Annotated in this window: 14 protein-coding genes; all 14 read left to right on the top strand. The window is 69.2% G+C overall.

Going from position 1 to position 15,540, the window contains the following annotated elements; genetic code table 11:
• Positions 1 to 46 precede the first annotated feature (46 nt).
• The 14 genes from B116_RS0115695 (at position 47) to nuoL (ending at position 15,507) form a co-directional block, all read left to right on the top strand.
• Entirely contained in the window at positions 47 to 754 is a 708-nt protein-coding gene (locus B116_RS0115695) for a demethylmenaquinone methyltransferase (protein ID WP_018720779.1), read from the top strand.
• A gap of 208 nt (positions 755 to 962) precedes the next feature.
• Positions 963 to 2,234, top strand: coding sequence for a geranylgeranyl reductase family protein (locus tag B116_RS0115690; protein WP_018720778.1), 1,272 nt, complete (start codon positions 963 to 965; stop codon positions 2,232 to 2,234).
• A 111-nt stretch (positions 2,235 to 2,345) separates the two neighbouring features.
• Positions 2,346 to 2,711 (top strand): NADH-quinone oxidoreductase subunit A, encoded by a 366-nt coding sequence (locus B116_RS0115685; protein WP_018720777.1) that lies wholly within the window; start codon positions 2,346 to 2,348, stop codon positions 2,709 to 2,711.
• Positions 2,712 to 2,725: 14 nt separating this feature from the next.
• Complete coding sequence (locus tag B116_RS0115680; RefSeq protein ID WP_018720776.1) at positions 2,726 to 3,406, top strand: NuoB/complex I 20 kDa subunit family protein; 681 nt, start codon at positions 2,726 to 2,728, stop codon at positions 3,404 to 3,406.
• A gap of 43 nt (positions 3,407 to 3,449) precedes the next feature.
• Positions 3,450 to 4,187, top strand: coding sequence for an NADH-quinone oxidoreductase subunit C (locus B116_RS0115675; protein ID WP_027660623.1), 738 nt, complete (start codon positions 3,450 to 3,452; stop codon positions 4,185 to 4,187).
• A 99-nt stretch (positions 4,188 to 4,286) separates the two neighbouring features.
• On the top strand, positions 4,287 to 5,612 hold the full coding sequence (locus B116_RS0115670) for an NADH-quinone oxidoreductase subunit D (protein WP_018727603.1): 1,326 nt from the start codon (positions 4,287 to 4,289) through the stop codon (positions 5,610 to 5,612).
• 32 nt (positions 5,613 to 5,644) lie between these two features.
• Entirely contained in the window at positions 5,645 to 6,565 is a 921-nt protein-coding gene (gene nuoE, locus B116_RS0115665; protein WP_027660622.1) for an NADH-quinone oxidoreductase subunit NuoE, read from the top strand.
• Complete coding sequence (gene nuoF / locus B116_RS0115660) at positions 6,562 to 7,893, top strand: NADH-quinone oxidoreductase subunit NuoF (protein ID WP_018720772.1); 1,332 nt, start codon at positions 6,562 to 6,564, stop codon at positions 7,891 to 7,893. Before nuoE ends, nuoF begins: the two co-directional genes overlap by 4 nt.
• Complete coding sequence (locus B116_RS0115655; RefSeq protein WP_027660621.1) at positions 7,893 to 10,412, top strand: NADH-quinone oxidoreductase subunit G; 2,520 nt, start codon at positions 7,893 to 7,895, stop codon at positions 10,410 to 10,412. The genes nuoF and B116_RS0115655 overlap by 1 nt, the downstream gene beginning before the upstream one ends.
• Before the next feature lie 61 nt (positions 10,413 to 10,473).
• Positions 10,474 to 11,817 carry an NADH-quinone oxidoreductase subunit NuoH gene (nuoH, locus tag B116_RS0115650; RefSeq protein WP_018720770.1) on the top strand — a complete coding sequence of 448 codons (1,344 nt, stop codon included), beginning with the start codon at positions 10,474 to 10,476 and terminating at the stop codon, positions 11,815 to 11,817.
• Between the two features lies 1 nt (position 11,818).
• On the top strand, positions 11,819 to 12,454 hold the full coding sequence (gene nuoI, locus B116_RS0115645) for an NADH-quinone oxidoreductase subunit NuoI (RefSeq protein WP_027654735.1): 636 nt from the start codon (positions 11,819 to 11,821) through the stop codon (positions 12,452 to 12,454).
• Positions 12,451 to 13,221: an NADH-quinone oxidoreductase subunit J gene (locus B116_RS0115640; RefSeq protein WP_018720769.1), complete on the top strand. Its 771-nt coding sequence runs from the start codon at positions 12,451 to 12,453 to the stop codon at positions 13,219 to 13,221. Before nuoI ends, B116_RS0115640 begins: the two co-directional genes overlap by 4 nt.
• Complete coding sequence (gene nuoK, locus B116_RS0115635; RefSeq protein WP_012015253.1) at positions 13,218 to 13,535, top strand: NADH-quinone oxidoreductase subunit NuoK; 318 nt, start codon at positions 13,218 to 13,220, stop codon at positions 13,533 to 13,535. The genes B116_RS0115640 and nuoK overlap by 4 nt, the downstream gene beginning before the upstream one ends.
• A gap of 13 nt (positions 13,536 to 13,548) precedes the next feature.
• Positions 13,549 to 15,507 carry an NADH-quinone oxidoreductase subunit L gene (gene nuoL, locus B116_RS0115630; protein WP_027660620.1) on the top strand — a complete coding sequence of 653 codons (1,959 nt, stop codon included), beginning with the start codon at positions 13,549 to 13,551 and terminating at the stop codon, positions 15,505 to 15,507.
• Positions 15,508 to 15,540 lie beyond the last annotated feature (33 nt).

Genomic DNA, 15,540 nt, shown 5'->3' with positions numbered 1-15,540 from the left:
AGGGGGCCCTCCCGGCGGGAGGTGCGACGGCTGGCACAGTGGAGGGGTGAGTACATCGCAGGGCCAGCGCGCCAGCCTGGACAAGCAGCCGCACGAGGTCGCCACGATGTTCGACGGCGTGGCCGCCCGCTATGACCTGGCGAATACTGTTCTCTCCTTCGGGCAGGACCGGTCCTGGCGGCGGGCGACCCGGGCCGCGCTGGGCCTGCGGCCCGGCGAGCGGGTGTTGGACGTGGGCGCCGGCACCGGTGTCTCGACCGGGGAACTCGCCCGCTCAGGGGCGTACGCGGTCGGTGCCGACCTCTCCCTGGGAATGTTGGCCGCGGGCCGGCGGACCCGCCCTGAGGTGCCCCTGTTGGCGGGGGACGCGCTGCGGTTGCCCTTCGCCGACGCCACCTTCGACGCGGTGACCATCTCCTTCGCGCTGCGCAACGTGCAGGACACGGACGCGGCGCTGCGGGAACTGGCCCGGGTCACGAAGCCCGGCGGCCGGCTGGTTGTCTGCGAGTTCAGCACCCCGGTCAACCCCGTCTTCCGCACGATCTACCTGTCGTATCTGATGCGGTCGCTGCCGGCGGTGGCGCGGTCGGTGGCGAGTAGCCCGGACGCGTATGTCTACCTGGCGGAGTCGATCCGCGCGTGGCCGGATCAGGCGGTGCTGGCGGAGCGGATCGGGTCAGCGGGCTGGCACCGGGCGGCCTGGCGCAATCTGACCGGCGGAATTGTGGCGCTGCACCGGGCCTTCCGGCCGTGACAGCGGTGCCCGTGTGTCTCGGGTCAGGACCGCTGCGTAGACGGTGATTCGTGCCGAACTGCGTCGCTACATCGCCGCTGCCGCCGCTGACCGGCAGGTTTCCAGCAAGTTAGGTACCCCTAATACGCAGCCGCTACCTGGCCGGTCATAGACTCCATACCGTCTGGCTTGTGAACGTTTTCACGAGCGTGCGGGAGGGGAGGTGCGGATGACCACGGAGAACGACGCCGAGGTGATCGTCGTGGGCGCAGGCCCAGGTGGTTCGGCGACCGCGTACCACCTGGCCCAGCACGGCGTCCGTGTGTTGCTGCTGGAGAAGACCGAGTTTCCTCGGGAGAAGGTCTGCGGCGACGGGTTGACCCCGCGCGCAGTGCGCCAGCTGGTACGGATGGGCGTGGATACTTCGGTCGAGGCGGGCTGGGTGCGTAACCGTGGCCTGCGGGTCGTCGGTGGTGGCCTCCGACTCGAACTGGACTGGCCCGACCTGGCCAGCTTCCCCAACTACGGCCTGGTGCGTCCCCGGCTGGACTTCGACGAACTGCTCGCCCAGCGCGCCGTCGCCGCCGGTGCCGAGCTGCGTACCGCGGTTGAGGTCACCGCCCCGGTATTCGACCGTGCCGGCCGGGTGGTCGGGGTCGAGGCAGCGGTCGGCCCGGAGCAGGAGCCGGCCACCTTCCGGGCGCCCCTCGTGGTCGCCGCGGACGGGGTCTCCGGCCGCTTCCCGCTCGCCCTCGGGCTGGCCAAGCGGGATGACCGGCCGCTCGGCGTGGCGGTCCGGCGGTACTACCGCTGCCCGGCCAAGCACGACGACAACTACCTCGAGTCCTGGCTGGAGCTGCGCCGCAAGGGCAGCGACGCGCTCCTGCCCGGCTACGGCTGGATCTTCGGGCTGGGCGACGGCCGGGTGAACGTCGGGCTCGGTGTCCTGAACTCCTCCTCCGCCTTCGGTAAGACGAACTACCGGCGGCTGCTCACCGACTGGCTCGCCAACACCCCCGAGGAGTGGGGGATCGCGGACGAGGCCACTGCCGAGGGACCGATCCTCGGCGCGGCGCTGCCGATGGGCTTCAACCGGGTGCCGCACTACTCGCGCGGAACGCTGCTCGTCGGTGATTCCGGCGGCATGGTCAACCCGTTCAACGGCGAGGGCATCGCGTACGCGATGGAGTCGGGGGAACTGGCCGCGGAGATCGCGGTGCAGGCGCTCGCCCGTCCGGCCGGCGTCGAGCGGGAGCGCGCGCTGATGGCGTACCCGGCGGAGCTGAAGACCCGGTTCGGTGGCTACTACCGGCTCGGCGGCATCTTCGTGAAGCTGATCGGTCGCCCCGAGATCATGCGGGCCGCCACGAAGTACGGCCTGCCGCACCCGACGTTGATGCGCTTCGTGCTCAAGTTGTTGGCCAACCTGACCGACCCGCGCGACGGGGACGCGATGGACCGGGTCATCAACGCGATGACGAAGGCGGCGCCAGCTGTGTGACGCGATCTGGATCGCGGTGTGTTTTGACCCCGCCGGCAATCGCTGACCGGGATGTGAATAGTGTGATATTTGTCCAGCATCGAGGGCAGGGAAGGACGAGCAGGAGAAACGATGTCGCTCTCGCCTTACATACCGATCATCGGGTTGTTCGCCCTCGCCGCGGCGTTCGCGCTGTTCTCCGTGGCAGCCGCCCGCCTCGCCGGCCCACGCCGTTACAACCGGGCCAAGCTTGAGGCGTACGAGTGTGGAATCGAGCCGAGCCCGCAGCCAGTCGGCGGTGGCCGGTTTCCGATCAAGTTCTACCTAACGGCGATGCTCTTCATCGTCTTCGACATCGAGATCATCTTCCTCTTCCCCTGGGCTGTCTCGTTCGATGCCCTGCCGATCTTCGGCCTAGTGGAGATGGTCCTGTTCATCGTCGCGGTCCTCGTCGCGTACGCCTACGTGTGGCGGCGCGGCGGCCTGGACTGGGACTGAGGAAGGAACCGTAGATGGGTATCGAGGAGAAGCTCCCCGCCGGTGTCCTGCTCACCTCGGTGGAGAAGTTCGTCAACTGGTCGCGTAAGTCGTCGGTCTGGGGGGCCACCTTCGGCCTCGCCTGCTGCGCCATCGAGATGATGGCAGCCGGCGGCCCCCACTACGACATGGGCCGTTGGGGCATGGAGGTCTTCCGGGCCTCGCCCCGACAGGCGGACCTGATGATCGTGGCCGGGCGGGTGAGCCAGAAGATGGCCCCGGTGCTCCGGCAGATCTACGACCAGATGGCCGAGCCCCGCTGGGTGCTGTCGATGGGCGTCTGCGCCAGCAGCGGGGGCATGTTCAACAACTACGCGATCGTCCAGGGCGTTGACCACGTCGTGCCGGTGGACATGTACCTGCCCGGCTGCCCGCCCCGGCCCGAGATGCTCATCGACGCGGTCCTCAAACTCCGCGAGAAGATCATGCATGAGCCCCTTGGCCCGAACGGCCGCAAGATGCTGGAGGCCCGCAAGGCCCGCGGCGACGTGCCGATCGTGCCCTACGGGTCGATGCCGTCGTCGTACCGCAGCGACAAGGCCCGCCGCGCCGAGTGGACGAAGGCCGTCCGCGAGGGTCGCGAGGAGCAGCTGCGGATTGAGAACTGGATGAAGGCCCAGCCCCACCTGCAGCAGTACGAGGGGTTGAAAAAGTGACTGAGCTTGCGAGCCCCACGGTCGTGAACGGAGGGCCGGTGACATGAGCGCACCCCAGGACAGGACGGACGACGGCGGCGTGCCGGTACCGGTTACCCCGGCCGGGGCCACCGGCGGCGCTCCGGCTGAGCTGCCCCCGTCGAGCCCCGCCGGGCGTGGGATGTTCGGCGACCAGGGCACCGGCGACGTTTCCGGCTACGGCGGGCTGGTTCGCCCGCAACGGCCGATCGAGGCGGCCACGCGGCCGTACGGCGGCTACTTCGACGAGGTCACCGATGCGCTGGAGGAGGCGTACCCGGCCTTCGGCGAGGCGATCGAGAAGGTCGTGGTTGACCGGGGTGAGCTGACCCTGCACATCCGCCCGGAGCGGATCGCCGAGGTCTGCCAGGTGATGCGGGACGACCTCTCGCTCCGGTTCGAGCTCCTCTCGTCGGTCTCCGGGGTGGACTACCTGGGCGCCGACGCCCGCCGGCTGCACGTGGTCTACCAGCTGACCTCGATGACCTACCGGCGTCAGGTCCGACTAGAGGCTGCGGTCTCCGCCGAGGACCCGCACCTGCCCAGCGTGACCAGCGTCTACCCGACCGCCGACTGGCAGGAGCGGGAGGCGTACGACATGTTCGGCATCATCTTCGACGGCCACCCCGGTCTGACCCGGATTCTCATGCCGGACGACTGGGAGGGCCACCCGCAGCGTAAGGACTATCCGCTGGGCGGCGTGCCGGTCGAGTACAAGGGCGCCGAAATCCCGCCGCCGGACCGCCGGAGGTCGTACCAGTGAGTGAGCTTGCGAGCCCCGGTGTCGCGGACGGAGGGCAGGGACGGTGAGCGCGAGGAGTGAGCTTGCGAGCCCCGCAGTCGGGAACGGAGGGCAGGTAGAGTGAGCGCGTCCAACTACGCCACCGAGCGGGAGACCGCCGAGGGCAAGGTCTTTACCGTCACCGGCGGGGACTGGGATGTCGTCCTCTCCGGCACTGACCCGATCAACGACGAGCGGATCGTCGTCAACATGGGTCCGCAGCACCCGTCCACGCACGGGGTGCTCCGGCTGGTTCTGGAGCTGGAGGGCGAGACGGTCCGCGAGCTCCGCTCGGTCGTCGGCTACCTGCACACCGGCATCGAGAAGAACATGGAGTTCCGGAACTGGGTCCAGGGCTCGGCCTTCGTGACCCGGATGGACTATCTCGCCCCGCTCTTCAACGAGACGGCGTACTCGCTGGCGGTGGAGAAGCTGCTCGGCATCGAGGAGCAGATCACCGAGCGGGCGACCACCATTCGGGTCCTGATGATGGAGCTCAACCGGATCTCCTCGCACCTGGTCTGGGTGGCCACCACGGCCATGGAGCTGGGCGCGATCAACATGATGCTCTACGGCTTCCGGGAGCGGGAGTACGTCCTGGAGATCTTCGAGCTGATCACCGGGCTGCGGATGAACCACGCGTACGTCCGCCCGGGTGGAGTGGCGCAGGACGTGCCGGATGAGGCGATCGCCAAGATCCGTGACTTCTTGAAGCTGATGCCGAAGAAGCTCGCGGAGTACGAGAAGATGCTCTCCGGTCAGCCGATCTGGCTGGAGCGGACGCAGAACGTCGGGGTGCTCGACGCGACCGGCTGCCTCGCGATGGGCGTGACCGGCCCGGTGTTGCGCTCCGCCGGCCTCGCCTGGGACCTGCGCAAGACGATGCCGTACTGCGGCTACGAGACGTACGAGTTCGACGTGCCGACCCACACCGATGGTGACGTGTGGGGCCGGTATCTGGTCCGGCTCGCCGAGATTCGGGAGTCGTTGAAGCTCGTCGAGCAGGCGGTGGACCGGCTCCGGCCGGGCCCGGTGATGGTGGCGGATCGGAAGATCGCCTGGCCGGCGCAGCTCGCCATCGGGGTCGACGGCATGGGTAACTCGCTGGAGCACGTGGCGAAGATCATGGGGCAGTCGATGGAGTCGCTGATCCATCACTTCAAGCTCGTCACCGAGGGCTTCCGGGTCCCGCCCGGCCAGGTGTACGTGGGCATCGAGGCGCCCCGGGGTGAGCTGGGTGTGCACGCGGTATCCGACGGGGGGACCCGGCCGTACCGGGTGCACTACCGGGAGCCCAGCTTCGTCAACCTCCAGGCCCTGCCGGCGATGGCCGAGGGCGGCCTGATCGCCGACGTGATCGCCGGTGGCGCCTCGCTGGACCCGGTGATGGGCGGGTGTGACCGGTGAGTGACGCAGTCGCGAACGGAAAGGGGGCACCGATGACCGTGTTTTCCGAGGAGACCCGGGCGCGGGCCCGGGAGATCATTGCTCGGTATCCGGCCGATCGGTCCCGCTCGGCGTTGCTGCCGCTGCTGCACCTGGTGCAGTCGGAGGAGGGGTATGTCTCCCCGGCCGGCATCGCGTTCTGCGCCGAGGTGCTGGGGCTGAACAAGGCCCAGGTCGGCGCGGTCGCCTCGTTCTACACGATGTACAAGCGGCGGCCGACCGGTGACTGGCTGGTCAGCGTCTGCACCAACACGATGTGCAACGTGCTGGGCGGCCAGGAGGTGTACGACGCTCTGGTCGAGCACCTCGGTGTCGGGCACGAGGAGACCACGGCCGACGGCACGGTCACGCTGGAGCACGCCGAGTGTCTGGCGGCGTGCGACTACGGACCGGTGATGACGGTCAACTACGACTTCTTCGACAACGTGGACCCGAAGACGGCGGTCGGCGTGGTTGACGAGCTGCGTGCCGGTAGCCGGCCGACGCCGAGTCGCGGGGCTCGGCTCTGCCAGCTGAAGGAGATGTCGCTTCAGCTCGCCGGCTTCGCCGACGAGCGTGCGGACGCGGTCGCCGACGGGGGCCCCGGCGAGCCGACCGTGCGCGGGCTGCGGCTGGCGCAGGAGCACGGCATCGCGGTCACCGGCTTTGACCCGAACACGCCGATCCGCAGTAAGGCCGAGGCCGAGCAGGCCGCCGCCGAGGCGAAGGCGAAGGCCGAGGCCGCCAAGCCCGCCGCCGCTTCGGCTGGCGCGGCCAAGGAGAGCCGGCCGGCCGGTTACGCCAAACCCGCCAGCGATGCCAAGCCCGCGGGGGACGAGGCGCCGGTGAAGGAACGCTCGTTGAAGGACGCAGCGGCGGGCATGGGAGATACGGCGGGCTCCCCAGCCGGGAACGAAAGGGGCGCAGACCAGTGACCACTCCTCGGCCGGAGACGCTGGCCAAGCTCACGCCGGTGCTCACCAAGCGCTGGCTGTCGCCGGATGCCTGGCGGATCGGGACCTATGAGCGGCTGGACGGGTACGCCGCGCTGCGCAAGGCATTGGGTGCTCACCCGGATGACCTGATCCAGCTGGTCAAGGACTCTGGGCTGCGCGGCCGGGGCGGCGCGGGCTTCCCGACCGGTCTCAAGTGGGGGTTCATCCCGCAGGAGCCGGACGGCAAGGCCCCGACCCGACCGCACTACCTGGTGGTCAACGCGGACGAGGGCGAGCCGGGCACCTGCAAGGACCTGCCGCTGATGACGCACGACCCGCACTCCCTGATCGAGGGTGTGATCATCGCGTCGTACGCGATCCGGGCCAACCGCGCCTACATCTACATCCGCGGCGAGGCGGTGCACGCCGCCCGCCGGCTGCGGCACGCGGTGCAGGAGGCGTACGCCCGGAACTACCTCGGGAAGAACATCCTTGGCAGCGGCTTCGACCTGGACCTGGTGGTGCACTCGGGGGCCGGGGCGTACATCTGCGGTGAGGAGACGGCGCTCCTGGACTCGCTGGAGGGGTTCCGCGGCCAGCCGCGGCTGCGCCCGCCGTTCCCGGCGACGCACGGTCTGTACGCCAGCCCGACGGTGGTGAACAACGTCGGCACCATCGCTTCGGTTCCGTACCTCGTTCTGGGGGGCGCCGCCTGGTGGCGGAGCATGGGCACGGAGAAGTCCTCCGGGCCGATGATCTACTCGCTCTCGGGCCGGGTCGTGAACCCAGGTCAGTACGAGTGCTCGATGGGTGTCACGCTCCGCGAGCTGATCGAGTTGGCCGGTGGGATGCAGCCGGGGCACTCGCTGCGGTTCTGGACGCCGGGCGGCTCGTCGACGCCGCTGCTGACCGCCGACCACCTGGACGTGCCGCTGGACTTCGAGGGGGTGGCGGCGGCGGGGTCGATTCTCGGCACCACGGCGACGCAGATCTTCTCCGACCAGGACTGCCCGGTCTACGCGACGTACCGGTGGCTGGAGTTCTACCACCACGAGTCGTGCGGCAAGTGCACCCCGTGCCGGGAGGGCAACTACTGGATGGTCCGCGTCTACCGCCGGATCCTCTCCGGCCAGGGCACCCAGGAGGACCTGGACACGCTCCTGGACACCTGCGACAACATTCTCGGCCGCTCGTTCTGCGGCCTCGGTGACGGTGCCACCAGCCCGGTGACCTCCTCGCTGAAGTACTTCAAGCAGGACTACCTCGACTACATCGAGGGCCGGACCGCACCGAAGCTTTCCGACAAGCAGCTGGTGGGGGCCCACTGATGACGGACGTAGCCAAGCAGACCGAGACGGTCACGCTCACCATCGACGGTATTGAGGTCACCGCGCCCAAGGGGGAGCTGGTGATCCGGGTGGCCGAGCAGATGGGCGTCGAGATCCCCCGGTTCTGCGACCATCCGCTGCTGGCCCCGGTGGGGGCCTGCCGGCAGTGCCTGGTCGAGGTGGAGGGGCAGCGCAAGCCGGTCGCCTCCTGCACCCAGGCCGTCGCTGACGGAATGGTGGTGAAGACGCAGCTCTCCTCCCCGGTCGCCAAGAAGGCGCAGGAGGGGATGATGGAGCTGCTGCTCGTCAATCACCCGCTCGACTGCCCGATGTGCGACAAGGGCGGCGAGTGCCCGCTGCAGAACCAGGCGATGTCGACCGGCCGCACCGACTCCCGGTTCCACGAGCACAAGCGTGAGTACGAGAAGCCGCTGGAGATCAGCACCCAGGTGCTGCTCGACCGCGAGCGGTGCGTGCTCTGCCAGCGGTGCACCCGGTTCTCCGAAGAGATCGCCGGCGACAAGTTCATCGACCTGATGAACCGTTCGTCGGCAGAGGAGATCAACATCTACCGGGACGAGGCGTACGGTGACACGGAGAGCGACACCGGCGACGTGCCGTTCAACTCGTACTTCTCCGGTAACACCATCCAGATCTGCCCCGTGGGGGCGTTGACCGGCGCGCAGTACCGCTTCCGCGCCCGCCCGTTCGACCTGGTCTCCAGCCCCAGCATCTGCGAGCACTGCTCGGCCGGCTGCGCCCAGCGCACCGACTGGCGGCGGGGCAAGGTGCTGCGGCGGCTGGCCGGCGACGACCCGGCGGTCAACGAGGAGTGGAACTGTGACAAGGGCCGCTGGGGCTTCCAGTACGCCCGCGCCACCGACCGGCTGACCACGCCGCTGGTCCGGGACGAGCGTACCGGCGAGTTACGCGAGGCCTCCTGGAGCGAGGCGTTGACGGTCGCCGCCGAAGGGCTGCGGGCCGCCCGCGACAGTGCGTCGGGTACGGCGGTGCTCACCGGCGGTCGGCTGACCGTCGAGGACGCCTACGCGTACGCGAAGTTCGCCCGGGTCGCGCTGCAGACCAACGACCTTGACTTCCGGGCCCGGCCGGTCTCCCGCGAGGAGGCCGACTTCCTGGCCAGCTCGGTCGCCGGAGTCACCGATGTCACTTACGCCGACATCGAGCAGGCCCCCGCGGTGGTGCTGGCCGGCCTGGAGCCGGAGGAGGAGTGCCCAATCCTCTTCCTGCGGCTGCGCAAGGCGCACCTGAAGAAGAACCTGACGGTCTACGCCATCGCGCCGTTCGCCACCCGTGGCCTGGAGAAGCTTGGGGCCAAGCTGGCCCGGGTGGTGCCGGGCGAGGAGGCGAGTGTGCTCGCCGAGCACGCGACGGTCGCCGAGGCGCTCAGCAAGCCGGGGGCGGTTCTGCTCGTCGGTGAGCGGCTGGGCACGACCCCGGGCGGGCTCTCCGCCGCGGCGGAGGTGGTCCGGCGTACCGGCGCCAAGCTGGCCTGGGTGCCGCGGCGTGCCGGCGACCGGGGCGCGGTGGACGCGGGCTGCCTGCCGAACCTGCTCCCCGGCGGCCGTTTGGTCACCGAGCCCGCCGCCCGCGCTGAGCTGGGCGAGGCGTGGGACGTGCCGGCCGGAACCATCCCGAGCCAGGCCGGGCGGGACACGGACGCCATCCTCGTGGCGGCGAGCGCCGGCAAGCTCGGCGCCCTGGTCGTGGCCGGCGTCGACCCGGCAGACCTGGCCGACCCGCGACTGGCCGAGCAGGCGCTGGATGCGGTGCCCTTCCTGGTCAGCCTCGAGCTGCGTAACAGTGCGGTGGCGCGGCGGGCGAACGTGGTCCTCCCGGTCGCCCCGGTGCTGGAGAAGGCGGGAAGCTTCCTGGACTGGGAGGGGCGGCTGCGCCCCTTCGAGGCGGTACTGAACACCGCCGCGATGACCGATGGCCGGGTGTTGGACGCGCTCGCCGCGCAGCTGGACGTGCGGCTCGGCACCGCTGATGTGTCGGCCATTCGCCGGGAGCTGGGCGAGTTGCCGCGTACCCAGACCACGAAGCCGGCCCCGCCGACGGTGGCCCCGCCGGCCGTACCGCAGCCGGGCGCCGGTGAGGCGGTGCTGGCCACCTGGCACCAGTTGATCGACCTGGGCACCCTGACCGACGGGGACGAGCACCTCGGCGGTACGGCCCGCCCGGCGGTGGTCCGGCTGGCCCCGAGCACGGCGGAGTCGATCGGTGTCGCCGACGGGGACGCAGTGACTGTCGGTACCGAACGAGGCGGCGTCACCCTGCCGGTGGTGGTGACCGAGATGCCGGACGGCGTGGTCTGGCTGCCCACCAACTCGCCCGGATCGACCCTCCGCCGCAGCCTTGGCGTCGGGGCCGGCGCGGTCGTGCGGATCTCCGCCGGTACGACCGGCTCGACCGTTCCCCCGCAGTCCGACGCGCCGGTCGCCGCCGACGCGTCCGGCCGCCCGGGCCCGCTCCTCAACTCCGGTGGTGTCCAGTGAGGGTGGGGAGAGCACGAGTGGGGCGGGTTAGCCCCGCAGTCGCGACCGAAAGGTGGGCACAGTGACCTTCCTCGCCCAGGAACCGACGCTGGCCGATTTTGGTCAGGACCCGTGGTGGCTGGTCCTGATCAAAATTGTCTTCGCGTTTGCGTTCGGCCTGCTGGCCACGCTGCTCGGCGTCTGGTTCGAGCGGCGGGTCGTCGGCCGGATGGCGGTCCGACCGGGCCCCAACCAGCTCGGCCCGTTCGGCCTGCTCCAAACGCTCGCGGACGGCATGAAGATGGCCTTCAAGGAGGACATCCTGCCGCGCTCCGCGGACAAGGTCGTCTACTTCTTCGCGCCGGTTATCTCGGTGGTCTGTGCGGTCACCGCGCTGTCGGTGATGCCCTTCGGCCCGATGGTCAGCATCTTCGGGCACAAGACGCCGTTGCAGGTCACCGATGTCTCGGTGGCGGTGCTGCTGGTGCTGGCCTGCTCGTCGATGGCGGTCTACGGCGTGGTGCTGGCGGGCTGGGCCTCCGGGTCGACCTACCCACTCCTGGGCGGCCTGCGCTCCGCCGCGCAGCTGATCTCGTATGAGGTCGCGCTGGGCCTCTCCATCGTGGCGGTCTTCATGCTCTCGGGCACGATGTCGACCAGTGGGATCGTCGCGGCCCAGGGAGAACGTCCCCAGCTTGAGTTCTTCGGCTTCGATCTCGCGGCGCCCGGCTGGTACGCGATCCTGCTCTTCCCGAGCTTCGTCATCTTCTTCATCGCGATCGTCGGGGAGACCAACCGGGCCCCGTTCGACCTGCCCGAGGCGGAGTCCGAACTGGTCGCCGGCTTCATGACGGAGTACAGCTCGCTGAAGTTCGCGCTGATCATGCTCTCTGAGTACGTCGCCATGGTGACCATGTCGGCGTTCACGGTGACGCTCTTCCTCGGCGGCTGGCGCGCGCCCTGGCCGATCAGCGTCTGGGATGGGGCGAACTCCGGCTGGTGGCCGATGCTGTGGTTCTTCGGCAAGGTCCTCCTCCTCGTCTTTGTCTTCGTCTGGCTGCGGGGCACCCTGCCCCGGCTTCGCTACGACCAGTTCATGCGCCTCGGCTGGAAGGTCCTGCTTCCGCTCAACCTGGTGTGGATTCTGGTGCTGGCGGCCTGGTTGAAGACCCAGGGCTGGGAGCGAGCGGACCGCCTGATGCTCTACGGGGTCATCGCCGGTGTGGTGCTGCTCGTGACCCTGATCTGGCCGAGCCGTCAGTCGGCGCCGAAGCCGACGCTGGCCGAGGAGGTCAACAACCGGCCGCCGGGCAGCTTCCCGCTGCCGCCGCTGGACCTTCAGGTACCACCGAGCCCGCGGACCCAGCGCATGGTCGCCGAGCGGGAGCCGGCCAACCTCGCCGACACGGACTCCAGGGAGGTGTGACATGGGCGCGATTTCCGGAACGTTCAAGGGCTTCGGGGTCACCTTCTCGCACATGTTCAAGAAGGTGGTCACCACCGACTACCCGTTCAAGCCGCCGGTCGCGGCGCCGCGCTATCACGGGCGGCACATCCTCAACCGGCACCCGGATGGCCTGGAGAAGTGCATCGGCTGTGAGCTGTGTGCCTGGGCCTGCCCGGCGGACGCGATCTACGTGGAGGGTGGCGACAACACCGAGGAGGAGCGCTTCTCCCCGGGTGAGCGGTACGCCAGCGTCTACCAGATCAACTACGCCCGGTGCATCTTCTGCGGACTCTGCATCGAGGCGTGCCCGACCCGCTCGTTGACCATGAGCAACGAGTACGAGCTGGCCCGGGACAACCGCCAGGACCTGATCTTCACCAAGGAACAGCTCCTGGCGCCGCTGCTGTCCGGAATGGAGCAGCCGCCGCACCCGATGCGGTTGGGCGACAGCGAGAAGGACTACTACGTCGGCGCGTTGGAGAACCCGGGCACCTCAGCCGGGGCGGAGCGCTCGCCGATGGGCCCCGGCCGTTACCGGATCAGCGAGCACCCCGGTGTGCAGTTCCCCGGCGCCGACCAGGCCGCAGAACGGGCGGACAAGGGAGACGGAGCATGACCACGCAGACGGTGCTCGCCGCGGCGGGTTCGGTACCCGGAGGTGAGGCTGTCACCTTCTGGGTCCTCGCCCCGCTGGCGCTGATCGGCGCGATCGGCATGGTCGCCGCCCGCAACGCGGTGCACTCGGCGCTGATGCTGGTCATGACGATGCTCTGCCTGGGCGTCTTCTACGTGATCCAGGCCGGGCCGTTCATCGGCGTGGTGCAGATCATCGTCTACACCGGCGCGATCATGATGTTGTTCCTCTTCGTGCTGATGCTGGTGGGCCGCGGCGCCTCGGATTCGGTGATCGAGACGTTGCGCGGCCAGCGGGTCGCGGCGCTCGTGCTCGGCGTCGGGTTCGCCGGGCTCGTCGGCACCGGCATGTACCGGGCACTGGCCGACAGCACCGCCGCCGGGCTCACCGCGGCCAACGCCGAGGGCAACGTGCAGGGCATCGCCCGGCTGTTGTTCACCAAGTACGTCCTCGCCTTCGAGTTGACCTCGGCGCTGCTGATCACGGCGGCGGTCGGTGCGATGGTGCTGGCGCACCTCGAGCGACGCCGGGAGGACCGGATGGACCAGGCCGCCACCATGAAGGCGCGATTCCGCCCCGGTAACTACCCCGGCCCGAAGCCCGGGCCCGGCGTGTTCGCCACCTCATCGTCGGTCGCCACGCCGGCCCGCCTGCCCGACGGGCGACTGGCCGAGCAGAGCACCCCGGAAATCCTGCCGGTCCGCGAGCTGACCGCCGAGGACACGACGTTGAAGGGGACCGAAAAGTGAACGAGTTCTTCTCGGTCGAGCCGAACTACTACCTGGTCCTCGCCGCGGTGCTGTTCACCATCGGCGCCGCCGGGGTACTCGTCCGGCGGAACGCGATCGTGCTGTTCATGTGTGTTGAGCTGATGCTCAACGCGGCCAATCTGACCCTGGTCACCTTCAGCCGGATCAACGGTGACCTGAACGGGCAGATCATGGCGTTCTTCGTGATGGTGGTGGCCGCGGCCGAGGTCGTGGTCGGACTCGCGATCATCATGGCGATCTACCGGACCCGGCGCTCGGCGAGCGTCGACGACGCCAACCTGCTGAAGTACTGAGGGGCCTGCGGTGATGGAGATTCTGGCGAAAGCCCCCGTCGAGCCGGTGGGCGACGTCACGTACGCGACCGCCGAAGGGTTACTCGGCAGTGTCTGGCTGCTGGTGGCGATCCCGCTGGTCAGCGCGGCGGTCCTGCTGCTGCTCGGCCGTCGGGCGGATCGGTGGGGGCACTGGCTGGGTGTCGCGTCGGTCGGTGTCGCGTTCCTGCTTGGCCTGACCTACTTCTTCCAGCTCCGCGGTCTGGAGAACCGGTCCGTTGAGCTGAGCCTCTGGGATTTCATCGCGGTCGGTGACCTGCGAGTGGACTTCGGTCTGCTCTTCGACCCGCTGGCAGCGGTCTTCGTACTGCTGATCACCGGGGTGGGCTCCCTGATCCACCTGTACGCGGTGGAGTACATGGCCCATGACCCGGGGCGGCGGCGGTTCTTCGCGTACTTCAACCTGTTCGTCGCCGCCATGCTCCTGCTGGTGCTCGGCAACAACTACGTGATGCTCTTCTTCGGCTGGGAGGGCGTCGGGCTGGCGTCGTACCTGCTGATCTCCTTCTGGTACGTGCGGCCCGCCGCCGCCACCGCCGGTAAGAAGGCGTTCCTGATGAACCGGGTCGGCGACGCCGGCCTGCTGATCGGCATCTTCATCATGTTCGCGACCCTGGGCACCACGCAGTACGACGAGGTCTTCACCGGCGTCGGCTCGCTGACCGCCACCACGGTCCTGCTGCTCGGCCTGCTCCTGCTGCTCGGTGCGGCCGGGAAGTCGGGCCAGTTTCCGCTGCAGGCGTGGCTTCCGGACGCGATGGAGGGCCCGACCCCGGTCTCGGCGCTCATCCACGCCGCCACCATGGTCACCGCGGGTGTGTATCTGATCGCCCGCTCCAACCCGATCTTCTCGGCGAACTCGACGCTGCAGCTGATCGTGGTGAGCGTTGGCGCGCTGACGCTCCTGCTCGGCGCCATCATCGGCATGGCCAAGGACGACATCAAGCGGGTGCTCGCCTGGTCGACGGTGAGCCAGATCGGCTACATGTTCCTCGGCGTCGGCCTCGGTGGCGCGGCGTACGCGCTGGCCATCGTGCACCTGCTGGCGCACGGCTTCTTCAAGGCCAACATGTTCCTGGGCGCCGGCTCGGTGATGCACGGGATGAAGGACCAGGTCGACATCCGGCGCTTCGGCGGGCTGGCGAAGTACATGAAGATCACCTGGTTGACCTTCATGGCCGGCTGGCTGGCGATCATCGGCCTGCCGCCGTTCTCCGGCTTCTTCTCCAAGGAGCCGATCATCGTGGCCGCGTTCGAGCGAGACGACTGGACGGCCTGGCTGTTCGGCATGGCGGCCCTGCTCGGCGCCGGCCTGACCGCGTTCTACATGACCCGGCTGTTCGTGCTCACCTTCCACGGCCCGGCTCGCTGGACCGAGGAGATCGACCACCCGCACGAGTCGCCGAAGCTGATGACGATCCCGCTGATCCTGCTCGCGGTCGGTTCGATCGGCGCCGGTGCCCTGATGGTCGGGCCGGTCCCCGAGTGGCTGGAGGCGACCGCCGGACTGGGCGGCGGCTCGGAGGCCGCACACGAGACGGTGCTCTCACACCTCGCCATCACGATCCTGTCGATCGGGGTGACCGTGCTCGGCGCCGGGCTCGCGTGGTTCCTGTTCCGGCGCGGCACGGCCACCGAGCCGCAGCCGGCCGGGGTGCTGGTCACCGCCGCCCGGAAGAACCTCTACACCGACGCCGTCAACGAGACGGTGTTTGAGAAGCCGGGCATCTTCCTCACCCGGGCGCTGGTCTACCTGGACAACCGGGGCATCGACGGACTGGTCAACGCCCTCGCCGCCGGCGTCGGCGGTGGCTCGGGTCGGCTCCGGCGGCTGCAGACCGGCTTCGTCCGGTCGTACGCCACCTCGATTCTGGCTGGCGCCCTGCTGGTGGTGGCGGCCTTCCTGGCCGTCGAGGCGGGGTGGCTGGTGTGATCGACCTCAGGAGGCGGTCGGGGAACCCCGCGG

Origin of the sequence: Salinispora fenicalii (assembly GCF_000514815.1) — a bacterium.
In the GTDB taxonomy this organism is placed as follows: domain Bacteria; phylum Actinomycetota; class Actinomycetes; order Mycobacteriales; family Micromonosporaceae; genus Micromonospora; species Micromonospora fenicalii.
The sequence above is the reverse complement of the archived record's forward strand: the minus strand, read 5'-3'. Positions and strand labels throughout refer to the sequence as shown.